At 46.3% G+C, this 15591-nt stretch carries 17 protein-coding genes; 10 read left to right on the top strand and 7 right to left on the bottom strand.

From position 1 onward, the window contains the following. Window positions 1–22: 22 nt before the first annotated feature. Entirely contained in the window at window positions 23–430 is a 408-nt protein-coding gene (locus CIK98_RS09980; protein ID WP_172409897.1) for a hypothetical protein, read from the top strand. A 110-nt stretch (window positions 431–540) separates the two neighbouring features. Next, window positions 541–945, top strand: coding sequence for a hypothetical protein (locus CIK98_RS09975; protein ID WP_094384083.1), 405 nt, complete (start codon window positions 541–543; stop codon window positions 943–945). A gap of 525 nt (window positions 946–1470) precedes the next feature. On the opposite strand, the gene cbiB is transcribed toward CIK98_RS09975, so the two are convergent. Together cbiB and CIK98_RS09965 are read right to left on the bottom strand one after the other, a co-directional pair. After that, window positions 1471–2385: an adenosylcobinamide-phosphate synthase CbiB gene (gene cbiB / locus CIK98_RS09970; protein ID WP_253249693.1), complete on the bottom strand. Its 915-nt coding sequence runs from the start codon at window positions 2383–2385 to the stop codon at window positions 1471–1473. Window positions 2386–2406: 21 nt separating this feature from the next. After that, a complete protein-coding gene (locus tag CIK98_RS09965; protein WP_094384081.1) occupies window positions 2407–3276 on the bottom strand; it encodes an aldose 1-epimerase family protein in 870 nt (289 codons plus the stop codon). 285 nt (window positions 3277–3561) lie between these two features. Between CIK98_RS09965 and ffh the strand changes: the two genes are divergently transcribed. Genes ffh through CIK98_RS09930 form a run of 7 tightly spaced genes read left to right on the top strand, consistent with a single transcriptional unit; the run spans window position 3562 to window position 8629 of the window. Then, the gene (gene ffh, locus CIK98_RS09960) at window positions 3562–4902 is read left to right on the top strand and encodes a signal recognition particle protein (RefSeq protein WP_094384080.1); all 1341 of its coding nucleotides are present in this window, start codon (window positions 3562–3564) and stop codon (window positions 4900–4902) included. 16 nt (window positions 4903–4918) lie between these two features. Then, complete coding sequence (folD, locus tag CIK98_RS09955) at window positions 4919–5800, top strand: bifunctional methylenetetrahydrofolate dehydrogenase/methenyltetrahydrofolate cyclohydrolase FolD (protein ID WP_094384079.1); 882 nt, start codon at window positions 4919–4921, stop codon at window positions 5798–5800. Continuing rightward, entirely contained in the window at window positions 5790–5969 is a 180-nt protein-coding gene (locus CIK98_RS09950; RefSeq protein WP_094384078.1) for a tetratricopeptide repeat protein, read from the top strand. Before folD ends, CIK98_RS09950 begins: the two co-directional genes overlap by 11 nt. A gap of 24 nt (window positions 5970–5993) precedes the next feature. Next, complete coding sequence (locus CIK98_RS09945; protein WP_094384077.1) at window positions 5994–6224, top strand: ferredoxin family protein; 231 nt, start codon at window positions 5994–5996, stop codon at window positions 6222–6224. Between the two features lie 5 nt (window positions 6225–6229). Continuing rightward, window positions 6230–7312, top strand: coding sequence for a 3-methyl-2-oxobutanoate dehydrogenase subunit VorB (locus CIK98_RS09940; protein ID WP_094384076.1), 1083 nt, complete (start codon window positions 6230–6232; stop codon window positions 7310–7312). 4 nt (window positions 7313–7316) lie between these two features. After that, entirely contained in the window at window positions 7317–8096 is a 780-nt protein-coding gene (locus tag CIK98_RS09935; RefSeq protein WP_094384075.1) for a thiamine pyrophosphate-dependent enzyme, read from the top strand. Continuing rightward, the gene (locus tag CIK98_RS09930; protein ID WP_094384074.1) at window positions 8093–8629 is read left to right on the top strand and encodes a 2-oxoacid:acceptor oxidoreductase family protein; all 537 of its coding nucleotides are present in this window, start codon (window positions 8093–8095) and stop codon (window positions 8627–8629) included. The genes CIK98_RS09935 and CIK98_RS09930 overlap by 4 nt, the downstream gene beginning before the upstream one ends. Here CIK98_RS09930 and cobC read toward each other — a convergent pair. Further along, window positions 8585–9124 carry an alpha-ribazole phosphatase family protein gene (gene cobC / locus CIK98_RS09925; protein ID WP_094384073.1) on the bottom strand — a complete coding sequence of 180 codons (540 nt, stop codon included), beginning with the start codon at window positions 9122–9124 and terminating at the stop codon, window positions 8585–8587. The two genes, CIK98_RS09930 and cobC, sit on opposite strands and share 45 nt — an antisense overlap. A 102-nt stretch (window positions 9125–9226) precedes the next feature. Between cobC and CIK98_RS09920 the strand changes: the two genes are divergently transcribed. Next, complete coding sequence (locus tag CIK98_RS09920; RefSeq protein ID WP_094384072.1) at window positions 9227–11179, top strand: HAMP domain-containing sensor histidine kinase; 1953 nt, start codon at window positions 9227–9229, stop codon at window positions 11177–11179. A gap of 20 nt (window positions 11180–11199) precedes the next feature. Here CIK98_RS09920 and CIK98_RS09915 read toward each other — a convergent pair whose 3' ends face one another. From CIK98_RS09915 to rpsA, 4 genes are all read right to left on the bottom strand, one after another. Continuing rightward, window positions 11200–12003 (bottom strand): adenosylcobinamide-GDP ribazoletransferase, encoded by an 804-nt coding sequence (locus CIK98_RS09915; RefSeq protein ID WP_094384071.1) that lies wholly within the window; start codon window positions 12001–12003, stop codon window positions 11200–11202. Between the two features lie 63 nt (window positions 12004–12066). Continuing rightward, entirely contained in the window at window positions 12067–13116 is a 1050-nt protein-coding gene (cobT, locus tag CIK98_RS09910) for a nicotinate-nucleotide--dimethylbenzimidazole phosphoribosyltransferase (protein ID WP_094384070.1), read from the bottom strand. Window positions 13117–13134: 18 nt separating this feature from the next. Then, window positions 13135–13668, bottom strand: coding sequence for a bifunctional adenosylcobinamide kinase/adenosylcobinamide-phosphate guanylyltransferase (locus CIK98_RS09905; protein ID WP_094384069.1), 534 nt, complete (start codon window positions 13666–13668; stop codon window positions 13135–13137). Window positions 13669–13768: 100 nt separating this feature from the next. Next, the gene (gene rpsA / locus CIK98_RS09900) at window positions 13769–15550 is read right to left on the bottom strand and encodes a 30S ribosomal protein S1 (RefSeq protein WP_094384068.1); all 1782 of its coding nucleotides are present in this window, start codon (window positions 15548–15550) and stop codon (window positions 13769–13771) included. Between the last annotated feature and the right edge of the window lie 41 nt (window positions 15551–15591).

Here is a 15591-nt window from a genome sequence, read left to right as displayed (position 1 = left end):
GATGTCAAGAAAGAAGCTTACTATGAAACCAAGGAGAATCATAACAACGTGCTTTGCAGCCATCATACTGATGATGGCCCTACCTGTTGATATCCTTGCCGCAGTAGGCAGTACCACTAACGAGAAAGGAGAAGGACAGACGAGACGCGACCGTCTGACTGACATCTCGCGAAAGGAGGATCATAGACCTGCGGCGGTGTTCGAGGATATGACGAACACCATGCGTATCTGTCTTAGTCGCCCCCAACGTCTGTTGCCATCGCATGGGGCCGCACCAAACAAGACGCAGGCAAGGTCTATAGAGTCGCGCAGATATACCACCACATTATGTAACTCTCAAATCCGCTCAACGCGACAGGAATCCACACCCTTCCAGTCGTCTGTCTCCCGCAAATACTACGTTATTGCGCTGAGACACATCATTTGCTAACCATAGCGTTTACTTTAATTAATTTACTCATACACAATGGTATACGGTAACAAATGTTTCCGTATGGATATACGTATATACTATCATTAAATAAGATTTGCTAAGTTACAATGACAAGAATAAAGAATCTGGAGATGGCGGAAACCATTTCCAACAATAACGACATAACAATAAATACAACATTATTCGGACTTTGTGAAAAGGCCACATACGTCCCGACAGGTAGTCGCGTAAAGGCACAAACATTTGAGTATTCATCTATGAACGGCGAACGTCTCAGCCTATTGCTTAACAGTAATATCGACGAGATAAACCACCAACTCGACCGTGGTATAATCGTGAGATCTACTCCAGTGGGCAATATACGAGCTGAGATATGCCAATCTGCCGACCATCATTTTTTGGCCGTAAACCTATTGCGTTTCTCAAACTTCCGATATGACCCAGTAGATGAGGTAAAATACTTCTACGGACACGATGCCGAAGTTGTCAGCCGCCTGTTTGAGGGACAATAATTATTAGGGTCACAGGCTCCCTGTGACCCTATGCAAAACTTCATTGTGACTGTGTTACCATCTGTTGTTATTTGCAACAAATAGAATCCATGTACAGGAGCGCTAAGTAAATATGCAGATCATAATCCCTCAAACAGGTAATTATGTTTAGAATTAAAACACGTGAGGTAACCGGGGTAACCAAGGTAACCGATGGCTGTGGTTTGCTGCCTCGGGATGAAAAAAAAACTTCCTCACGAGGGGGACTTTGGGGTAGGGTTACCCGGTTACTCCGGTTACCCCGGTTACCCCACGTGTTTGTGTTTTTTTAGGGTCCTATATATATAGTAGATTAATAATATTATATATTATTAATCTACTATACTTCTATACAGAAACATGGCGGGTAACCGGGGTAACCGAGGTAACCGGAGTAACTGAATTACTCACAAGGCTTGTAGGCAAAGGCGTTTACGGTGCCTGTTTCAGAAGAGAAGCTAAATCTGCTATTTGAGGTTTTTTCCAAGTGTTAGGTCATTGAAGACCTCATGCCAATGATGATACCATGGTCAAAACCACAGCAAACACTTCCACACGTCGGTTAATAGCTACAGCCACCATCATGTCGGCAGTAGTAAGTTGTCTGTCACACTCTCCTATGTAAGGCTTATAAAATGTCTCGCCAAAATAAATATGAGGTCCACCGAAACGACACCCGAGTATTCCTGCAAGCGCAGCCTCAGGCCATCCACTGTTGGGACTGGCATGACGCGGGCCATAAGTCAACAAAAAAGGGAATAATCTTGGACGACGGGCAGCAAGAATCATGAGGAGAGCCGTCAGACGGGCTGGAACATAGTTGGCCACATCGTCTATGCGAGCGGCCACTGTTCCAAAACGCAGGTAACGGGGTGTATGATAGGCTATCATGGAGTCGAGCGTGTTTATCATCTTATAGCCCATCATTGCAGGCACGCCACCCACTGCAAACCAGAAAAGAGGGGCCACGACACCATCGCTGAGATTTTCAGCAAGGGTCTCCAAGGCCGCCTTACGAACTTCTTCGTAAGACAGTTCCGAAGTGTCGCGACCAACAATGCGTGCCACCTGCCGTCGTCCGTCGTCGAGCGACCTGTCAAGGGCGACAAACACATCACGCACCTCTTTTACAAGTGTTGTACCGGCAAGACAGTAAAACACCATCACCGACTCCAAAGCCAAAGCCAATAATGTCCCTACCTCCTTAGCTACAGCAATCAGTGCCCATGTTGTGGCGATAGTAATCAAAATAAGCAATATAGAAAGCAGCCCACCCTTCAGCCGACGCCATTTTCCATAGTTCAATATTCTTTCGCCATAGGCTATGAGCCGTCCGAACAATACTACGGGATGGGGCAGTCGTGGAGGATCGCCAAAGAGAAGGTCCAGAAGCCAACCTATTATTAGACTTATACTGTTCACTCGGGATGACAGAGATTTTTTCTAAAACACCTTTATCTCATAATTGCTCATAAAGAGAGCTCCTGGAAGAAGATGGTTCATCAAATATTTGTCCTTGAACTCACCGGAATATTCCGCCCAGTCGTGAACTCCAAACCATGGCTCAATGCATACGAAAGGGGCGTTCTTGCCGTATGGACTCCAAATGCCTACACAGGGTGCGTCAAACGAAAGGCCTATCTGAGGACGACCGTCGGCATCAAGAAGCACAGCCAGACCCACCTGTGACTTGTCGAGTATCACAGCATCGTCGGCAAACGACTCTTCTGTAAACGCCCATACATGCTTAGTGGTTTTCACCTCATATCGTTCTGGCTTTATGCAACCTTCCGTGTTACCAATTATACGGGTCAGTGGCTCTTCATTGTCAAAGAGAATGGCTCCCTGCATCTTGTCACCCTCAGCCACACCTGGGAGATTGAATGCCGGATGGCCTCCTATTTGGAAATGCATCTCCTCCTTGCCCAAATTCTTCACCGACCAAATCACGTTTATCGTGTCGTCGCTTAAAACGTATGTCACGTTAAGACCAAACTCATAAGGATAAACTTTCATCGTCTCCTCGCTCGATGTCAGCTCATAGGTTACGCTGGTGTCACTCTTTTCCACCACCTCAAAATCCATGTCTCGGGCAAATCCGTGTCGAGGCAGCTCATAAGTCTTTCCATCCACACGATATTGTCCTTTCCACAGTCCGCATACAATCGGGAAAAGCAGTGGCGAACGGCGTGGCCAGTATTTTTCGTCACCCTGCCAAAGATACTCCCTTCCCTCTTCATTCTTTATGCTCTGCAACTCTGCTCCATGGGATGAAATCACCACTGTGAGCTTCTCATTCTTCAGTTGTTCCATTTTATAAATATGATATTAATGTTAGACGTTATTCATATAATTTTGAATGCAAAGATAATTCTTTTTTTTAAACAGACAAAACATTCGTCCTTTTTTTCTCTTTTTATTAATCACATTTTCTGTTTGCTACTCTTAAGGACTTTTTATTGCACACGAAAAATAGATATGAGCAATTTCGAAGAAAATCTCTTTAAAATACATTAAAACATACAATAATTCTTCGTTTTTTCCACTTTTTTATTCTAACTTTGCAAACAAGAAGAAAGAATAAAAGATTAATATATAATGTTTGAAAATTTAAGCGACAGACTTGAACGCTCGTTCAAAATACTGAAGGGCGAAGGAAAAATCACGGAGATAAACGTGGCGGAAACGCTAAAGGACGTGAGAAGGGCATTGCTCGATGCCGACGTGAACTACAAGGTGGCAAAGAGCTTCACCGACACAGTAAAGAAAAAGGCCATGGGCATGAACGTGCTCACTGCAGTCAAGCCAAGCCAGCTCATGGTGAAGATTGTTCACGACGAGCTTGCAGAACTGATGGGAGGAAAAGCTGTACCGGTAAATCTTGAAGGCAGGCCTACAATCATTCTTATGTCTGGACTCCAAGGCTCGGGTAAGACCACATTCAGCGGAAAACTTGCCAACATGCTCAAAACCAAAAACCACAAAAAGCCCATGCTTGTGGCTTGCGACGTATATCGTCCTGCCGCCATTGAGCAGCTGAGGGTTGTGGGAGAATCGGTGGGAGTGCCCGTGTACTCTGAACCGGATAACAAAAACGTGGTGGAAATTGCAAACAACGCCATACGTGAGGCAAAAGCCAAAGCTTGCGACGTGGTAATCATCGACACTGCCGGACGACTTGCAGTTGACGAGCAGATGATGAACGAAATTGCTACTCTGAAAGATGCCGTGAACCCTAACGAAACACTGTTCGTTGTTGACGCAATGACAGGACAGGACGCCGTAAACACGGCAAAAGAGTTCAACGACCGACTCGATTTCGACGGTGTGGTGCTGACCAAACTCGACGGTGACACCCGTGGCGGTGCTGCCCTTTCTATCAGAACCGTTGTGACAAAGCCTATCAAGTTTGTTGGTACAGGAGAGAAGATGGAGGCGGTAGACGTGTTCCATCCTGACCGTATGGCAGACAGAATTCTCGGCATGGGCGACATTGTCAGCCTCGTGGAACGTGCCCAGCAGCAGTTTGACGAGAAACAAGCAAGGGAGCTCGAGAAGAAAATCATGAAGAACAAGTTTGACTTCAACGATTTCATGAGCCAGATACAACAGATAAAGAAAATGGGTAACATCAAAGACCTCGCTGCCATGATACCTGGAGTAGGAAAGGCAATAAAGGACGTTGACATCGACGACAACGCATTCAAGGGCATTGAGGCTATTATCAACAGCATGACACCAAAAGAACGCTCTCATCCGGAAATCATCAATCAAAGCCGACGCAACCGCATTGCCAAAGGTTCTGGAACTACTATTCAGGATGTCAACAGGCTGATGAAGCAGTTTGACCAAATGAGAAAGATGATGAAAATGGTCACTGGCATGAACAACTCAAAAATGATGCAGATGGCTGCCGCAATGAAACAAAAAATGAAATAATAGGAGTTAAACAATAATGAATCTTATAGACGGAAAGGCCACCGCGGCCAAAATTAAGGAAGAGATAGCACAGGAAGTGGAGCTAATAGTAGCCGGAGGTGGGAAAAGACCGCATTTGGCTGCAGTGCTCGTTGGACACGATGGTGGTTCGGAAACTTACGTGAAGAATAAGGTCCTCGCATGTGAGGCATGCGGATTTAAGTCGACACTTATTAGATATGAGGACGACATCACGGAAGAGGAACTGCTCAACTGTGTGGAAAAACTCAACAACGACAACGACATCGACGGATTTATCGTACAACTGCCGCTACCAAAGCATATTGACGAACAAAAAATCATTGAAGCGATAGACTACAGAAAGGATGTAGACGGATTCCATCCAATTAATGTGGGCAGAATGGCTATAGGGTTGCCTTGCTTCATTTCAGCAACACCATTGGGCATCATCACCCTGCTGAAAAGATATGGCATAGAAACCAGCGGGAAAAAATGCGTGATTCTTGGACGCAGCAACATCGTAGGCAAACCTATGGCCCAGCTGATGATGCAGAAACAATACGGCGACGCAACCGTTACAGTGTGTCACAGCCACTCCAAAAACCTAAAGGAAGAATGCCTTGAGGCCGACATTATCATTGCAGCTATAGGACGACCCGACTTCGTTACAGCCGACATGGTGAAACCTGGTGCCGTAATTGTCGACGTAGGCACAACACGCGTCCCAGACGCTTCAAGAAAAAGCGGTTTCCGCCTAAACGGTGACGTGAAATTCGACGAGGTCTCACCACTCTGCTCATATATCACACCAGTACCGGGTGGCGTAGGACCAATGACCATCTGCTCGCTCATGAAGAACACACTGGCAGCGGGAAAAAAGGAGTATTATGACAAGTGAAGAACTTTACGAGCAAGGTAACGCTTTCAGGAAACAAGGAGATTGGCAAGAAGCCATCAATTGCTACATAGAAGCCATAGAACTAAATCCTGACAGTCCGGCCGTAGAAGCGAAAGCCATGCTCGATGACATACTGAACTTTTATCATAAGGACACATATAATCCTTAAAAAACAAAAAAAGAGGGAAAAACTATGAGTAAAATCAAAGGAGCCATTGTGGTTGACATGGACCGGTGTAAAGGCTGCGCCCTATGCGTGGAAGCCTGCCCGCAAAATGTAATCGCACTGGCTAAAAAAGTCAACAAAAGCGGCTACCCATTCGTTGAAGTGGTAAGCCAGGAAAACTGTGTAGGATGTGCCTCATGTGCCATCGTGTGTCCTGACGGATGCATCACAGTTTACCGTAAAAAAATGGAGGACTGACAACAATGGCAGAACAGGAAGTAACACTCATGAAAGGCAATGAAGCCATTGCCAGAGCGGCTGTCAGATGTGGAGCCGACGCATTCTTCGGCTACCCTATCACACCGCAAAGTGAAATTATCGAGACACTCGCCCTCGACAAACCATGGGAAACAACCGGTATGGTTGTGCTACAGGCTGAAAGCGAAGTGGCATCCATCAATATGGTACATGGAGCTGCCGGAGCCGGAAAAAAAGCATTCACCTCGTCATCAAGTCCTGGAGTAGCCCTCATGCAGGAAGGTATATCGTTTATGGCAGGTTCTGAAATACCTGGAGTAATCGTCAACGTACAACGTGGTGGACCCGGACTCGGAACTATCCAGCCGTCACAGAGCGACTACAACCAAGCTACAAGAGGAGGTGGCAATGGCGACTATAATGTTATTGTGCTCGCGCCTGCATCTGTACAGGAAATGGCTGATTTTATCGACCTTGCCTTCGAACTGGCATTCAAATACCGCAATCCGGCAATGATTCTCAGCGATGGAGTAATAGGACAGATGATGGAAAAAGTGGTTCTGCCGCCTTATAAGCCAAGAAGAACAGAAGAGGAAATCAGACGCGAATGCCCATGGGCTACCATCGGACGCACTCGCGACCGCCAGCCCAACATACTCACTTCCCTTGAACTCAAGCCTGAGGCTATGGAAAAGCATAACCTTCACTTGCAGGAAAAATACCGCAAGATAGAGGAAACAGAAGTGAGATACGAAACTCATGACTGCGACGAGGCGGAATATCTTGTCGTGGCTTTCGGCTCTGCCGCGAGAATTGCACAGAAGGCTATCGAGATAGCACACGAAGAAGGCATCAAGGTTGGACTATTCCGCCCCATCACTCTATGGCCTTTCCCAAAAAAGGAAATAAACAGTATGGCAAAAGGAAAGAAAGGCGTACTCGTGGTGGAAATAAACGCCGGACAGATGGTCGACGATGTACGACTTGCCGTCAACGGTGAAGAGAAAGTAGAATATTTCGGTCGTCTGGGTGGCATCGTGCCCGAGCCCGACGAGATTGTGGAGGCACTGAAGAATAAACTGATGTAGAATCATGATCAACAGAGAAGAAATAATAAAACCGGAAAACCTCGTCTACAAGAAACCGGAACTGATGAACAATGTTCCGATGCACTATTGCCCTGGATGCAGCCATGGAGTGGTACATAAGTTAGTGGCTGAGGTGATTGAAGAAATGGGTATGGAGGAAAAAACTGTAGGTGTTTGCCCTGTAGGATGTGCCGTCTTCGCATACCGATACCTTGACATCGACTGGCAAGAAGCTGCACACGGACGCGCACCTGCTGTTGCAACCGCCATAAAGCGAGTATGGCCCGACCGTCTCGTGTTCACTTACCAAGGCGACGGCGACCTTGCATGTATTGGCACAGCCGAAACTATCCATGCCCTCAACCGTGGCGAGAACATTACCATAATATTCATCAACAACGCCATATACGGAATGACGGGCGGACAGATGGCTCCTACAACGCTCATGGGCCAGAAAACCAGCACTTGCCCTTATGGTCGCCAAGCAGATCTTCACGGCTATCCTCTGAAGATTACTGAGCTTGCCGCACAATTGGAAGGCACCTGTTACGTTACGCGTCAAAGCGTAGAGAGCGTGGCTGCCATCAGAAGTGCCAAGCGTGCTATACGCAAGGCTTTCGAAGCTTCAATGGAAGGCAAAGGAAGCTCGCTCGTAGAAATAGTGTCGACATGCAACAGCGGTTGGAAGCTCTCACCTGTACAGGCCAACCAATGGATGAAGGAAAACATGTTTAAATTCTATCCAAAGGGAGATTTGAAGGATACATTGAAAAACAGCTTATGAAAAAAGAAATCATTATATCAGGATTCGGCGGACAAGGTGTGTTGTCGATGGGAAAGATACTGGCTTACTCTGGACTCATGGAAGGTAAAGAAGTGACATGGATGCCTGCTTACGGACCGGAACAACGTGGAGGAACAGCTAACGTCACTGTGATTATCAGCGACGAGAAAATATCATCTCCTATATTAAGTTCATACGATGTGGCTGTAGTACTCAACCAACCATCGCTCGAAAAATTTGAGCCAAAGGTAAAAACCGGAGGTACACTCATCTACGACGGATACGGCATATTCAACCCGCCTACAAGAAAGGACATCAACGTGTATCGCATAGACGCTATGGACAAGGCTGCTGAAATGAAAAACGCAAAGGTGTTCAACATGATTGTTCTCGGCGGACTGCTGCAAGTATGCCCAATCATAAGCGTCAAAGGCGTGGAGAAAGCCTTATACAAGACACTCCCCGAACGACATCACGGCCTCATTCCGCTAAATTTGGAAGCGCTGAATGCCGCCACACTCAACAAGATGTGAAAAGCAACCTTCTGCAGGAAACAGACCGGCATAAATGCCGCCACATAACAGTACACCGCCGTGGGCGAATATCGCCACACGGCGGTATTCTTTTTTACGCAACTCTTCAAAAAACGAAGACACACGGGCATAAAGATCCGGAAAGCCTTCTCCGCCAGTGGCTCTGAGGTGCATGTAGTCGTCATACCACATCTGCAAGGCGTCGTCCTTAATGTCGTCATACCGTTGCATCTCCCATTCTCCCATATTCATCTCCTTCAAACGGTCATCAACCACCAGACTTTCATAACCGCAGAATGCAGCAAGTTTTCGCGCTCGCATAAGGGGCGAGGAATAAACGATGTCAGGGTTGCCATCGGCAAAGACCTCCACCAGACGCGACTTTGTCAATGTCGCCTCCTGCTCAAAAGTGTCGGCTACGGGTACGTCAGACCAACCATAACAAGTGCCCTTTGGCACTCCCACACGCGTGTGTCTAACCATTATTATATCCATAATATGCAATTTTTGGTACAAAGTTACAAAAAAAATATCCTCCTACGATATTTTATCCATAATATATCGCAATAATAAAGAAAAAAACACTATCTTTGCACTATGGAAAAAGGAACAATCACAAAAAAGGAAGGTATTGTCTTTTGTCTTACCTTAATTATGACCATATTTACGGCCGTAAAATCATTTGCAGCCGATAAGGTGTTATATATCACTTCGTATGATCCAGACAACAAATATGTAGCCGGATATCTTGCAGAATTCTCCAAAAGAACGGCTGAATTGCTTCCAGAAACAGAGGTAATTGTGGAAAGCATGAATGTCAAAAGCATAGAAGACATCAAAAAATGGAAACACGATATGACATCCATTTTTGACAAATATAACATTCCCGAAAATCTCGACATTCCCGTGATACTTACCGGAAGGGAGGCCGTCACCACTTTCTTCTCACTTGCAGACATAAGGCTGAAGAAACTTCCTGTGCTCATTGGCTCATGCAGTGCCGACATCGTAACCATACCGGAAGGCGATTTCAATACCGCAGATTGGATGCCAGAGGCAAAGAATCTGCGTACCGACTTTAACGACTACAACATTGTGGGAGGTATATTAACAAGATGCGACATAGAGTCTAACAAAAATCTCATCCTTCAATTGTTTCCTGATACAAAGAAATGCATTTTCATAAGCGATAACAGTCTCGGAGGAATAAGCGTGCAGGCTCTTGCAAGAAATTTCGAAGATAAGATGAACAACATCAAAATGGAATACTTCGACGGAAGAAAGCATACATACAAAGCACTGATAGAGAAACTCAAGAACTCGAAGAAAGGCACATGTGTAATGCTCGGAGCATGGAGACTTGACAGTAACAAGAGCTTCAACGTAAGCAAATCGGCCACTACACTAGCTAACGCCAACCCAATGCTTCCGGTAATATCCATCACCGGATCCGGAATGGACGACTGGGCCTTCGGAGGATACTATCCTGACTACGACGATTCAGGAATAAGACTGGCAATCTTGCTTTCGGAATACACAAAGTCAAACACTCCACAGGGATTCGTGTATAGGTCTGACAACTACGTGTTCAACTACGACAAGCTGAAACAATTTGGGTTGGATCCCCAACAGCTTCCAAAAAATAGCAAACTGATAAACGAGCCCGTGTCGTTCTGGGAACAACACAGCAACATGATAATGATTATCTTAGGCTTCACTGTTCTGCTTGCCATTGGATTCATCGTCACTTCATACTATTTGGTGAAACTCAACAACATGAAACTCGAGTTAATAAACAAGAGCAAAGAACTGGAAATTGCAAGAGACAGGGCTGAAGAGTCTAACAAAATGAAGTCGGCCTTCCTTGCAAACATGAGCCATGAGATAAGAACGCCACTAAATGCCATCGTGGGATTCTCAGGACTGCTCGCCAATAACAACGATGAGCTCGACGCTAATGAAAAAGCACACTTCAACGACATCATTAACGAAAACTCACAGGCACTGCTGAAGCTAATAAACGACGTGCTTGACCTCTCAAGGATTGAAAGCGGAAAGATGGAACTTGAACTCAAGCCATGCAACATCACCAAACTATGCCGTTCTGTGCTCGAATCAGTAAAGGTGACTTGCAGAAAACCCATCGAATTCGTGTTTACCTCCAACATCTATGACGTGGTATTTGTAACCGATGAGACAAGGCTCAGGCAAGTGATTGTCAACCTTCTCACCAACGCATTGAAATTCAGCGAGAAAGGCACCATCTCATTGCATCTCGAAATAGATTCGCTCGTAAAAATTGCCAAATTTTCGGTTACCGACCAAGGATGCGGCATAAAAAAGGAAAACGCGGAAAAGGTATTCGGACGATTCGTAAAACTCAATCAGTTCAAACAAGGCACTGGACTCGGACTTCAGATCTGCCGACAGATAATCGAACTGCTGGGAGGAAAGATTTGGCTCGACACAACATATACAGAAGGTGCAAAGTTCTCTTTCCTCCATCCTACCGATCTGGGGGGGGTAATTTCAGATACTACAAAACAGTGAAATTACCATAATGCAAAGACCTACAACAGAAAAGAGAATGCTAAATAAAACGATAGCTCCACTAATAGAAACAACGCTCCGCAGCAGTCGCCTGTATAGCCACGCAATTTCTTGTTCATCAGCATATAAAGCCCATAGAACACAAAGCAAGGGAAAGCTATAACCATCTGAAGTTGCGACACTCCAAGGCCATACCTCTCGACCATGACATATCCCAAGGCCGCCATTGGAAGCAAGCCAACAATGGCAAGACGTATACCTGCCACCACATCATACCTCACATACACCGTTTTTGCCTTCGCCTCTTCTTCTGTTCGGGCATAGGGCAAAAACATGATTATCTGTGCACTCAGCATCTTAGAAAACGGGTCGGCGGCCACCATCACAAACGATAGCAACAGAGGGTCAATATCTACCATAGAAAACACGAGAAGCGCAAGATACATTATTAGTCCGAGCACTCCATAGGTGCCGATACGCGAATCCTTCATTATTGCAAGTATTCGCTCACGGTCGTTGCCTCCACCTCCAAAACCATCGAAAAAGTCTGTTAGTCCATCCTCATGAAGAGCTCCTGTAAAAAGCATTCTCAAGGCAATGGCAAGCAGCACTGCCAAAGTGACACTTACGTAATGACTCACCACAAACACGGTAAGTCCCATAACGCTTCCCGTAAGCCACCCCGTGAGAGGCCACCACTCCACCACATGCTTATAACAATGGGCAGGAGGCTGGTGAAGGCGCCAGAAAGGGAGACGCGTAAAGAAAATAAACGCGGCTAATGGGGTCTCCCACCATTTTGCATCATCTATCGATACTCTCATTTCTTTTTCTTATTTGTTCAATAAATCGTTTTTCTCTCCTCACTTCTCACTCTTCACTCCTCATTAAAAATACTTAGTAATATGAGCATTGTCGAAATTGTTCATTTCTCTCACCATTCTCACGGCACTCTCTATTATGCCATAAGAACACAAGGCACCCGTACCCTCACCCAGACGCAGGCCAAGAGCCAACAACGGTTTAGCTCCCATAAGTTGTAACATACGCGCATGTCCACCCTCGTCACCCTTATGACCAAAAATCATATAGTCGAAAGCAGCAGGATAGAGGCGTATAGCAGCCAATGCACAGGCCGACATAATAAAACCATCCACCATTATCGTAATCTTTCGTTCAGCCGCCCTGAGCATGGCACCAATGGCCGCCACCATCTCAAAACCACCAAAGTAGCGTATGGCATACTCCACTGTGTCGTCTATAGGAGCCAGAGAGGTATATTTGTCCACCGAACGTTTCAGAACGTCGTATTTATGGCGTATACCTTCGTTGTCAAGTCCTGCCCCAGCTCCAACACACTCTTCTAAAGGTACATTCTCAAACAGACTCATCCATACGCTCGATGGTGAAGTATTGGCAATACCCATCTCACCCATACATACGATGTTTGACCCTTCGGCAATAGCCTTATCAACCATCTCCACCCCCACGGCAATGGCCTGTTCCATCTGCTCCTCAGTCATGGCCGGACCGTAAAGGAAATTGTTTGTGCCGAGGGCTATCTTCCTATTTATTATGCCTGGCACTTTACTCAAGTCATAGTCCACTCCCACGTCCACTATCTTCAGGTCGAAACCATATTGGCGACAGAACATGTTCACTCCACCACCACCACGTGTGAAGTTAATCATCTGCTGCCAAGTAATCTCACGTGGAGATACGCTCACATTCTCTCTCTCAATACCATGGTCAGCACCAAAAAGGAAGTGGCACGGATGACATAGTTTCGGTGTCATTGTGTTTTGAATAAGACAGAGTTGCATGGCTAGTTCCTCAAGCGTACCAAGCGAACCCTTTGGTTTGTTCAGATGGTCTATTTTCTTCTGTATATCCTCACATAGGCCAATGTCAGGTTTTTCTATGCTAAAATGTCTCATATCTTTTAGTTTGGTTTCTTACGTATTTTTTATCTTCACCTCAATACCACTAACCATGAGTATCACTTCGTCGGCCTTTTTGGCCACATACTGGTTCATCCATCCCTCAAGATCGGTAAAACGGCGCTGTATAGCATTCTCACTCACACCGCCACTTCCTATCTCGTTGGTAACGAAAATAAACACGGCATCCTGATCGGTAAAACGGTCAAACTCCGCCTTCAGTTCCTCCAAAGCCGAATCAACCGTCGGCTGTTCCCATTCCGCCTTTTCGCGTGAGAAGAAGAAATTGGTACACCAAAGCGTAAGACAATCCACCACCACTACCCTACCTTCAAGGTTATGACGGCTAAGATATTTTTCTTCTTCAATGTTCGTCCACTGCGGTCCCCTGCGTTGCTGGTGGATTTCAACCCTTTTTCTGAACTCATCGTCCCAGATGTGTGCCGTGGCAAGGTATACAGGATTGTCGCTCATCGAGAGAGCCATGCGTTCGGCGGTCACACTCTTTCCCGAGCGCTGTCCACCCGTGATAAGAATTATGCGTTTCATTGTGTCACAAATACCATAAAAAAAGCATGCCGGAACCTCCATTCAGAGTCCCGGCATGCCGTAATTATTATTTTGGAATGGATTTATCAAGGGAACGATATTATTCGCCCTTCTCCATCTGAGCCTTCAACTGAGCGAGAACGTCGATATCGCCGAGAGTTGTTGCAGCAGGCTGGTTCTCGATCTTAACGGTCTCTTCCTTCTTGTTGGCGCGTGCAGCCTTCTTGGCAGCCTTTTTCTCCTCACGCTGTGCATCTTCGAATGTGCGGCTGTGAGAAAGGATGATGCGCTTGCTGTCCTTGTTGAACTCGATAACCTTGAATGGCAGAGTCTCGCCAAGAGTAGCCTGAGTGCCGTCTTCCTTTACAAGGTGCTTTGGAGTAGCGAAGCCCTCTACACCCTTTTCAAGAGATACCACAGCGCCTTTCTCGAGCAGCTCGATAATCTTACCCTCGTGGATGCTGCCAACGGTGTAAGTAGCCTCGAACTGATCCCATGGATTTTCTTCGAGCTGCTTGTGGCCAAGGCTCAGACGACGGTTTTCCTTGTCGATGTCGAGCACCATTACGTCGATGTCGGCACCTGCCTGTGTAAACTCTGAAGGATGCTTAACCTTCTTTGTCCAAGAGAGGTCAGAGATGTGAATCAGACCGTCTACACCTTCCTCAAGCTCTACGAACACACCGAAGTTGGTGAAGTTGCGTACCTTTGCAGTGTGCTTGCTGCCTACAGGATACTTAACTTCGATAGCCTCCCATGGGTCCTCACGCAGTTGCTTGATACCAAGGCTCATCTTGCGCTCGTCGCGGTCGAGAGTCAGGATGACAGCCTCTACCTCGTCGCCAACATTCAGGAAATCCTGAGCTGAACGCAGGTGCTGGCTCCAAGACATTTCTGAAACGTGGATCAGACCCTCTACACCAGGCTGTATCTCTACGAATGCGCCGTAGTCTGCAATAACGACTACCTTGCCCTTTACACGGTCGCCAACCTTAAGATCTTGGTCGAGAGCATCCCATGGATGAGGAGTGAGCTGCTTCAGACCGAGGGCTATGCGGTTCTTCTCGTCGTTGAAGTCGAGGATAACCACATTAATCTTCTGGTCGAGCTCTACAACCTTATGAGGATCGTCTACGCGGCCCCAAGAGAGGTCAGTGATATGAATGAGTCCGTCAACACCGCCAAGGTCAACAAACACGCCGTAAGATGTGATGTTCTTGACTGTACCCTCGAGAATCTGACCCTTCTCGAGCTTGCCGATAATCTCCTTCTTCTGTGCTTCCAGTTCCTGCTCGATGAGAGCCTTGTGGGAAACAACAACGTTGCGGTATTCCTGGTTGATCTTCACAACCTTGAATTCCATTGTCTTGCCTACGAACTGATCGTAGTCACGTATTGGGTGAACGTCAATCTGACTGCCAGGCAAGAATGCCTCGATACCGAATACGTCAACGATCATACCACCCTTAGTGCGGCACTTGATGTAGCCCTGGATAACCTCCTGGTTGTCGAGAGCAGCATTAACGCGCTCCCAGCTCTTGCTCAGGCGTGCCTTCTTGTGAGAAAGCAGCAGCTGGCCCTTCTTGTCTTCCTGGTTCTCTACGTAAACCTCTACCTTGTCGCCAACCTTCAGGTCAGGATTGTAGCGGAACTCACTTGCGGGGATGATACCATCGCTCTTGTAGCCGATGTTTACGATTACTTCTTTCTTGTCGCAAGAAATCACGGTACCCTCAGTCACCTGATGCTCGCTGACCTTGTTGAGAGTCTCGTTGTAAGCTCTGTCAAGCTCTTCCTTGCTGACGTTGACAGATGTGCCATTTTCAAATTCTTCCCAATTGAAGTCGTCCAATGGCTTGACGTTTTTTGTTAATTCTGACATAATTTAATTTAATTGTTTTTTACTAATAAAGTTAGACTTTA

The sequence above is a fragment of the Prevotella sp. P2-180 genome, from assembly GCF_002251435.1.
Lineage (GTDB): Bacteria > Bacteroidota > Bacteroidia > Bacteroidales > Bacteroidaceae > Prevotella.
The sequence above is the reverse complement of the archived record's forward strand: the minus strand, read 5'-3'. Positions and strand labels throughout refer to the sequence as shown.

Excerpts from the sequence above, each read along its gene's own strand:
- CIK98_RS09980 (WP_172409897.1), top strand. The coding sequence starts at position 23 with ATGAAACCAAGGAGAATCATAACAACGTGCTTTGCAGCCATCATACTG.
- CIK98_RS09975 (WP_094384083.1), top strand. The coding sequence starts at position 541 with ATGACAAGAATAAAGAATCTGGAGATGGCGGAAACCATTTCCAACAAT.
- CIK98_RS09965 (WP_094384081.1), bottom strand. The coding sequence starts at position 3,276 with ATGGAACAACTGAAGAATGAGAAGCTCACAGTGGTGATTTCATCCCAT.
- ffh (WP_094384080.1), top strand. The coding sequence starts at position 3,562 with ATGTTTGAAAATTTAAGCGACAGACTTGAACGCTCGTTCAAAATACTG.
- folD (WP_094384079.1), top strand. The coding sequence starts at position 4,919 with ATGAATCTTATAGACGGAAAGGCCACCGCGGCCAAAATTAAGGAAGAG.
- CIK98_RS09950 (WP_094384078.1), top strand. The coding sequence starts at position 5,790 with ATGACAAGTGAAGAACTTTACGAGCAAGGTAACGCTTTCAGGAAACAA.
- CIK98_RS09945 (WP_094384077.1), top strand. The coding sequence starts at position 5,994 with ATGAGTAAAATCAAAGGAGCCATTGTGGTTGACATGGACCGGTGTAAA.
- CIK98_RS09940 (WP_094384076.1), top strand. The coding sequence starts at position 6,230 with ATGGCAGAACAGGAAGTAACACTCATGAAAGGCAATGAAGCCATTGCC.
- CIK98_RS09935 (WP_094384075.1), top strand. The coding sequence starts at position 7,317 with ATGATCAACAGAGAAGAAATAATAAAACCGGAAAACCTCGTCTACAAG.
- CIK98_RS09930 (WP_094384074.1), top strand. The coding sequence starts at position 8,093 with ATGAAAAAAGAAATCATTATATCAGGATTCGGCGGACAAGGTGTGTTG.
- cobC (WP_094384073.1), bottom strand. The coding sequence starts at position 9,124 with ATGGATATAATAATGGTTAGACACACGCGTGTGGGAGTGCCAAAGGGC.
- CIK98_RS09920 (WP_094384072.1), top strand. The coding sequence starts at position 9,227 with ATGGAAAAAGGAACAATCACAAAAAAGGAAGGTATTGTCTTTTGTCTT.
- CIK98_RS09915 (WP_094384071.1), bottom strand. The coding sequence starts at position 12,003 with ATGAGAGTATCGATAGATGATGCAAAATGGTGGGAGACCCCATTAGCC.
- cobT (WP_094384070.1), bottom strand. The coding sequence starts at position 13,116 with ATGAGACATTTTAGCATAGAAAAACCTGACATTGGCCTATGTGAGGAT.
- CIK98_RS09905 (WP_094384069.1), bottom strand. The coding sequence starts at position 13,668 with ATGAAACGCATAATTCTTATCACGGGTGGACAGCGCTCGGGAAAGAGT.
- rpsA (WP_094384068.1), bottom strand. The coding sequence starts at position 15,550 with ATGTCAGAATTAACAAAAAACGTCAAGCCATTGGACGACTTCAATTGG.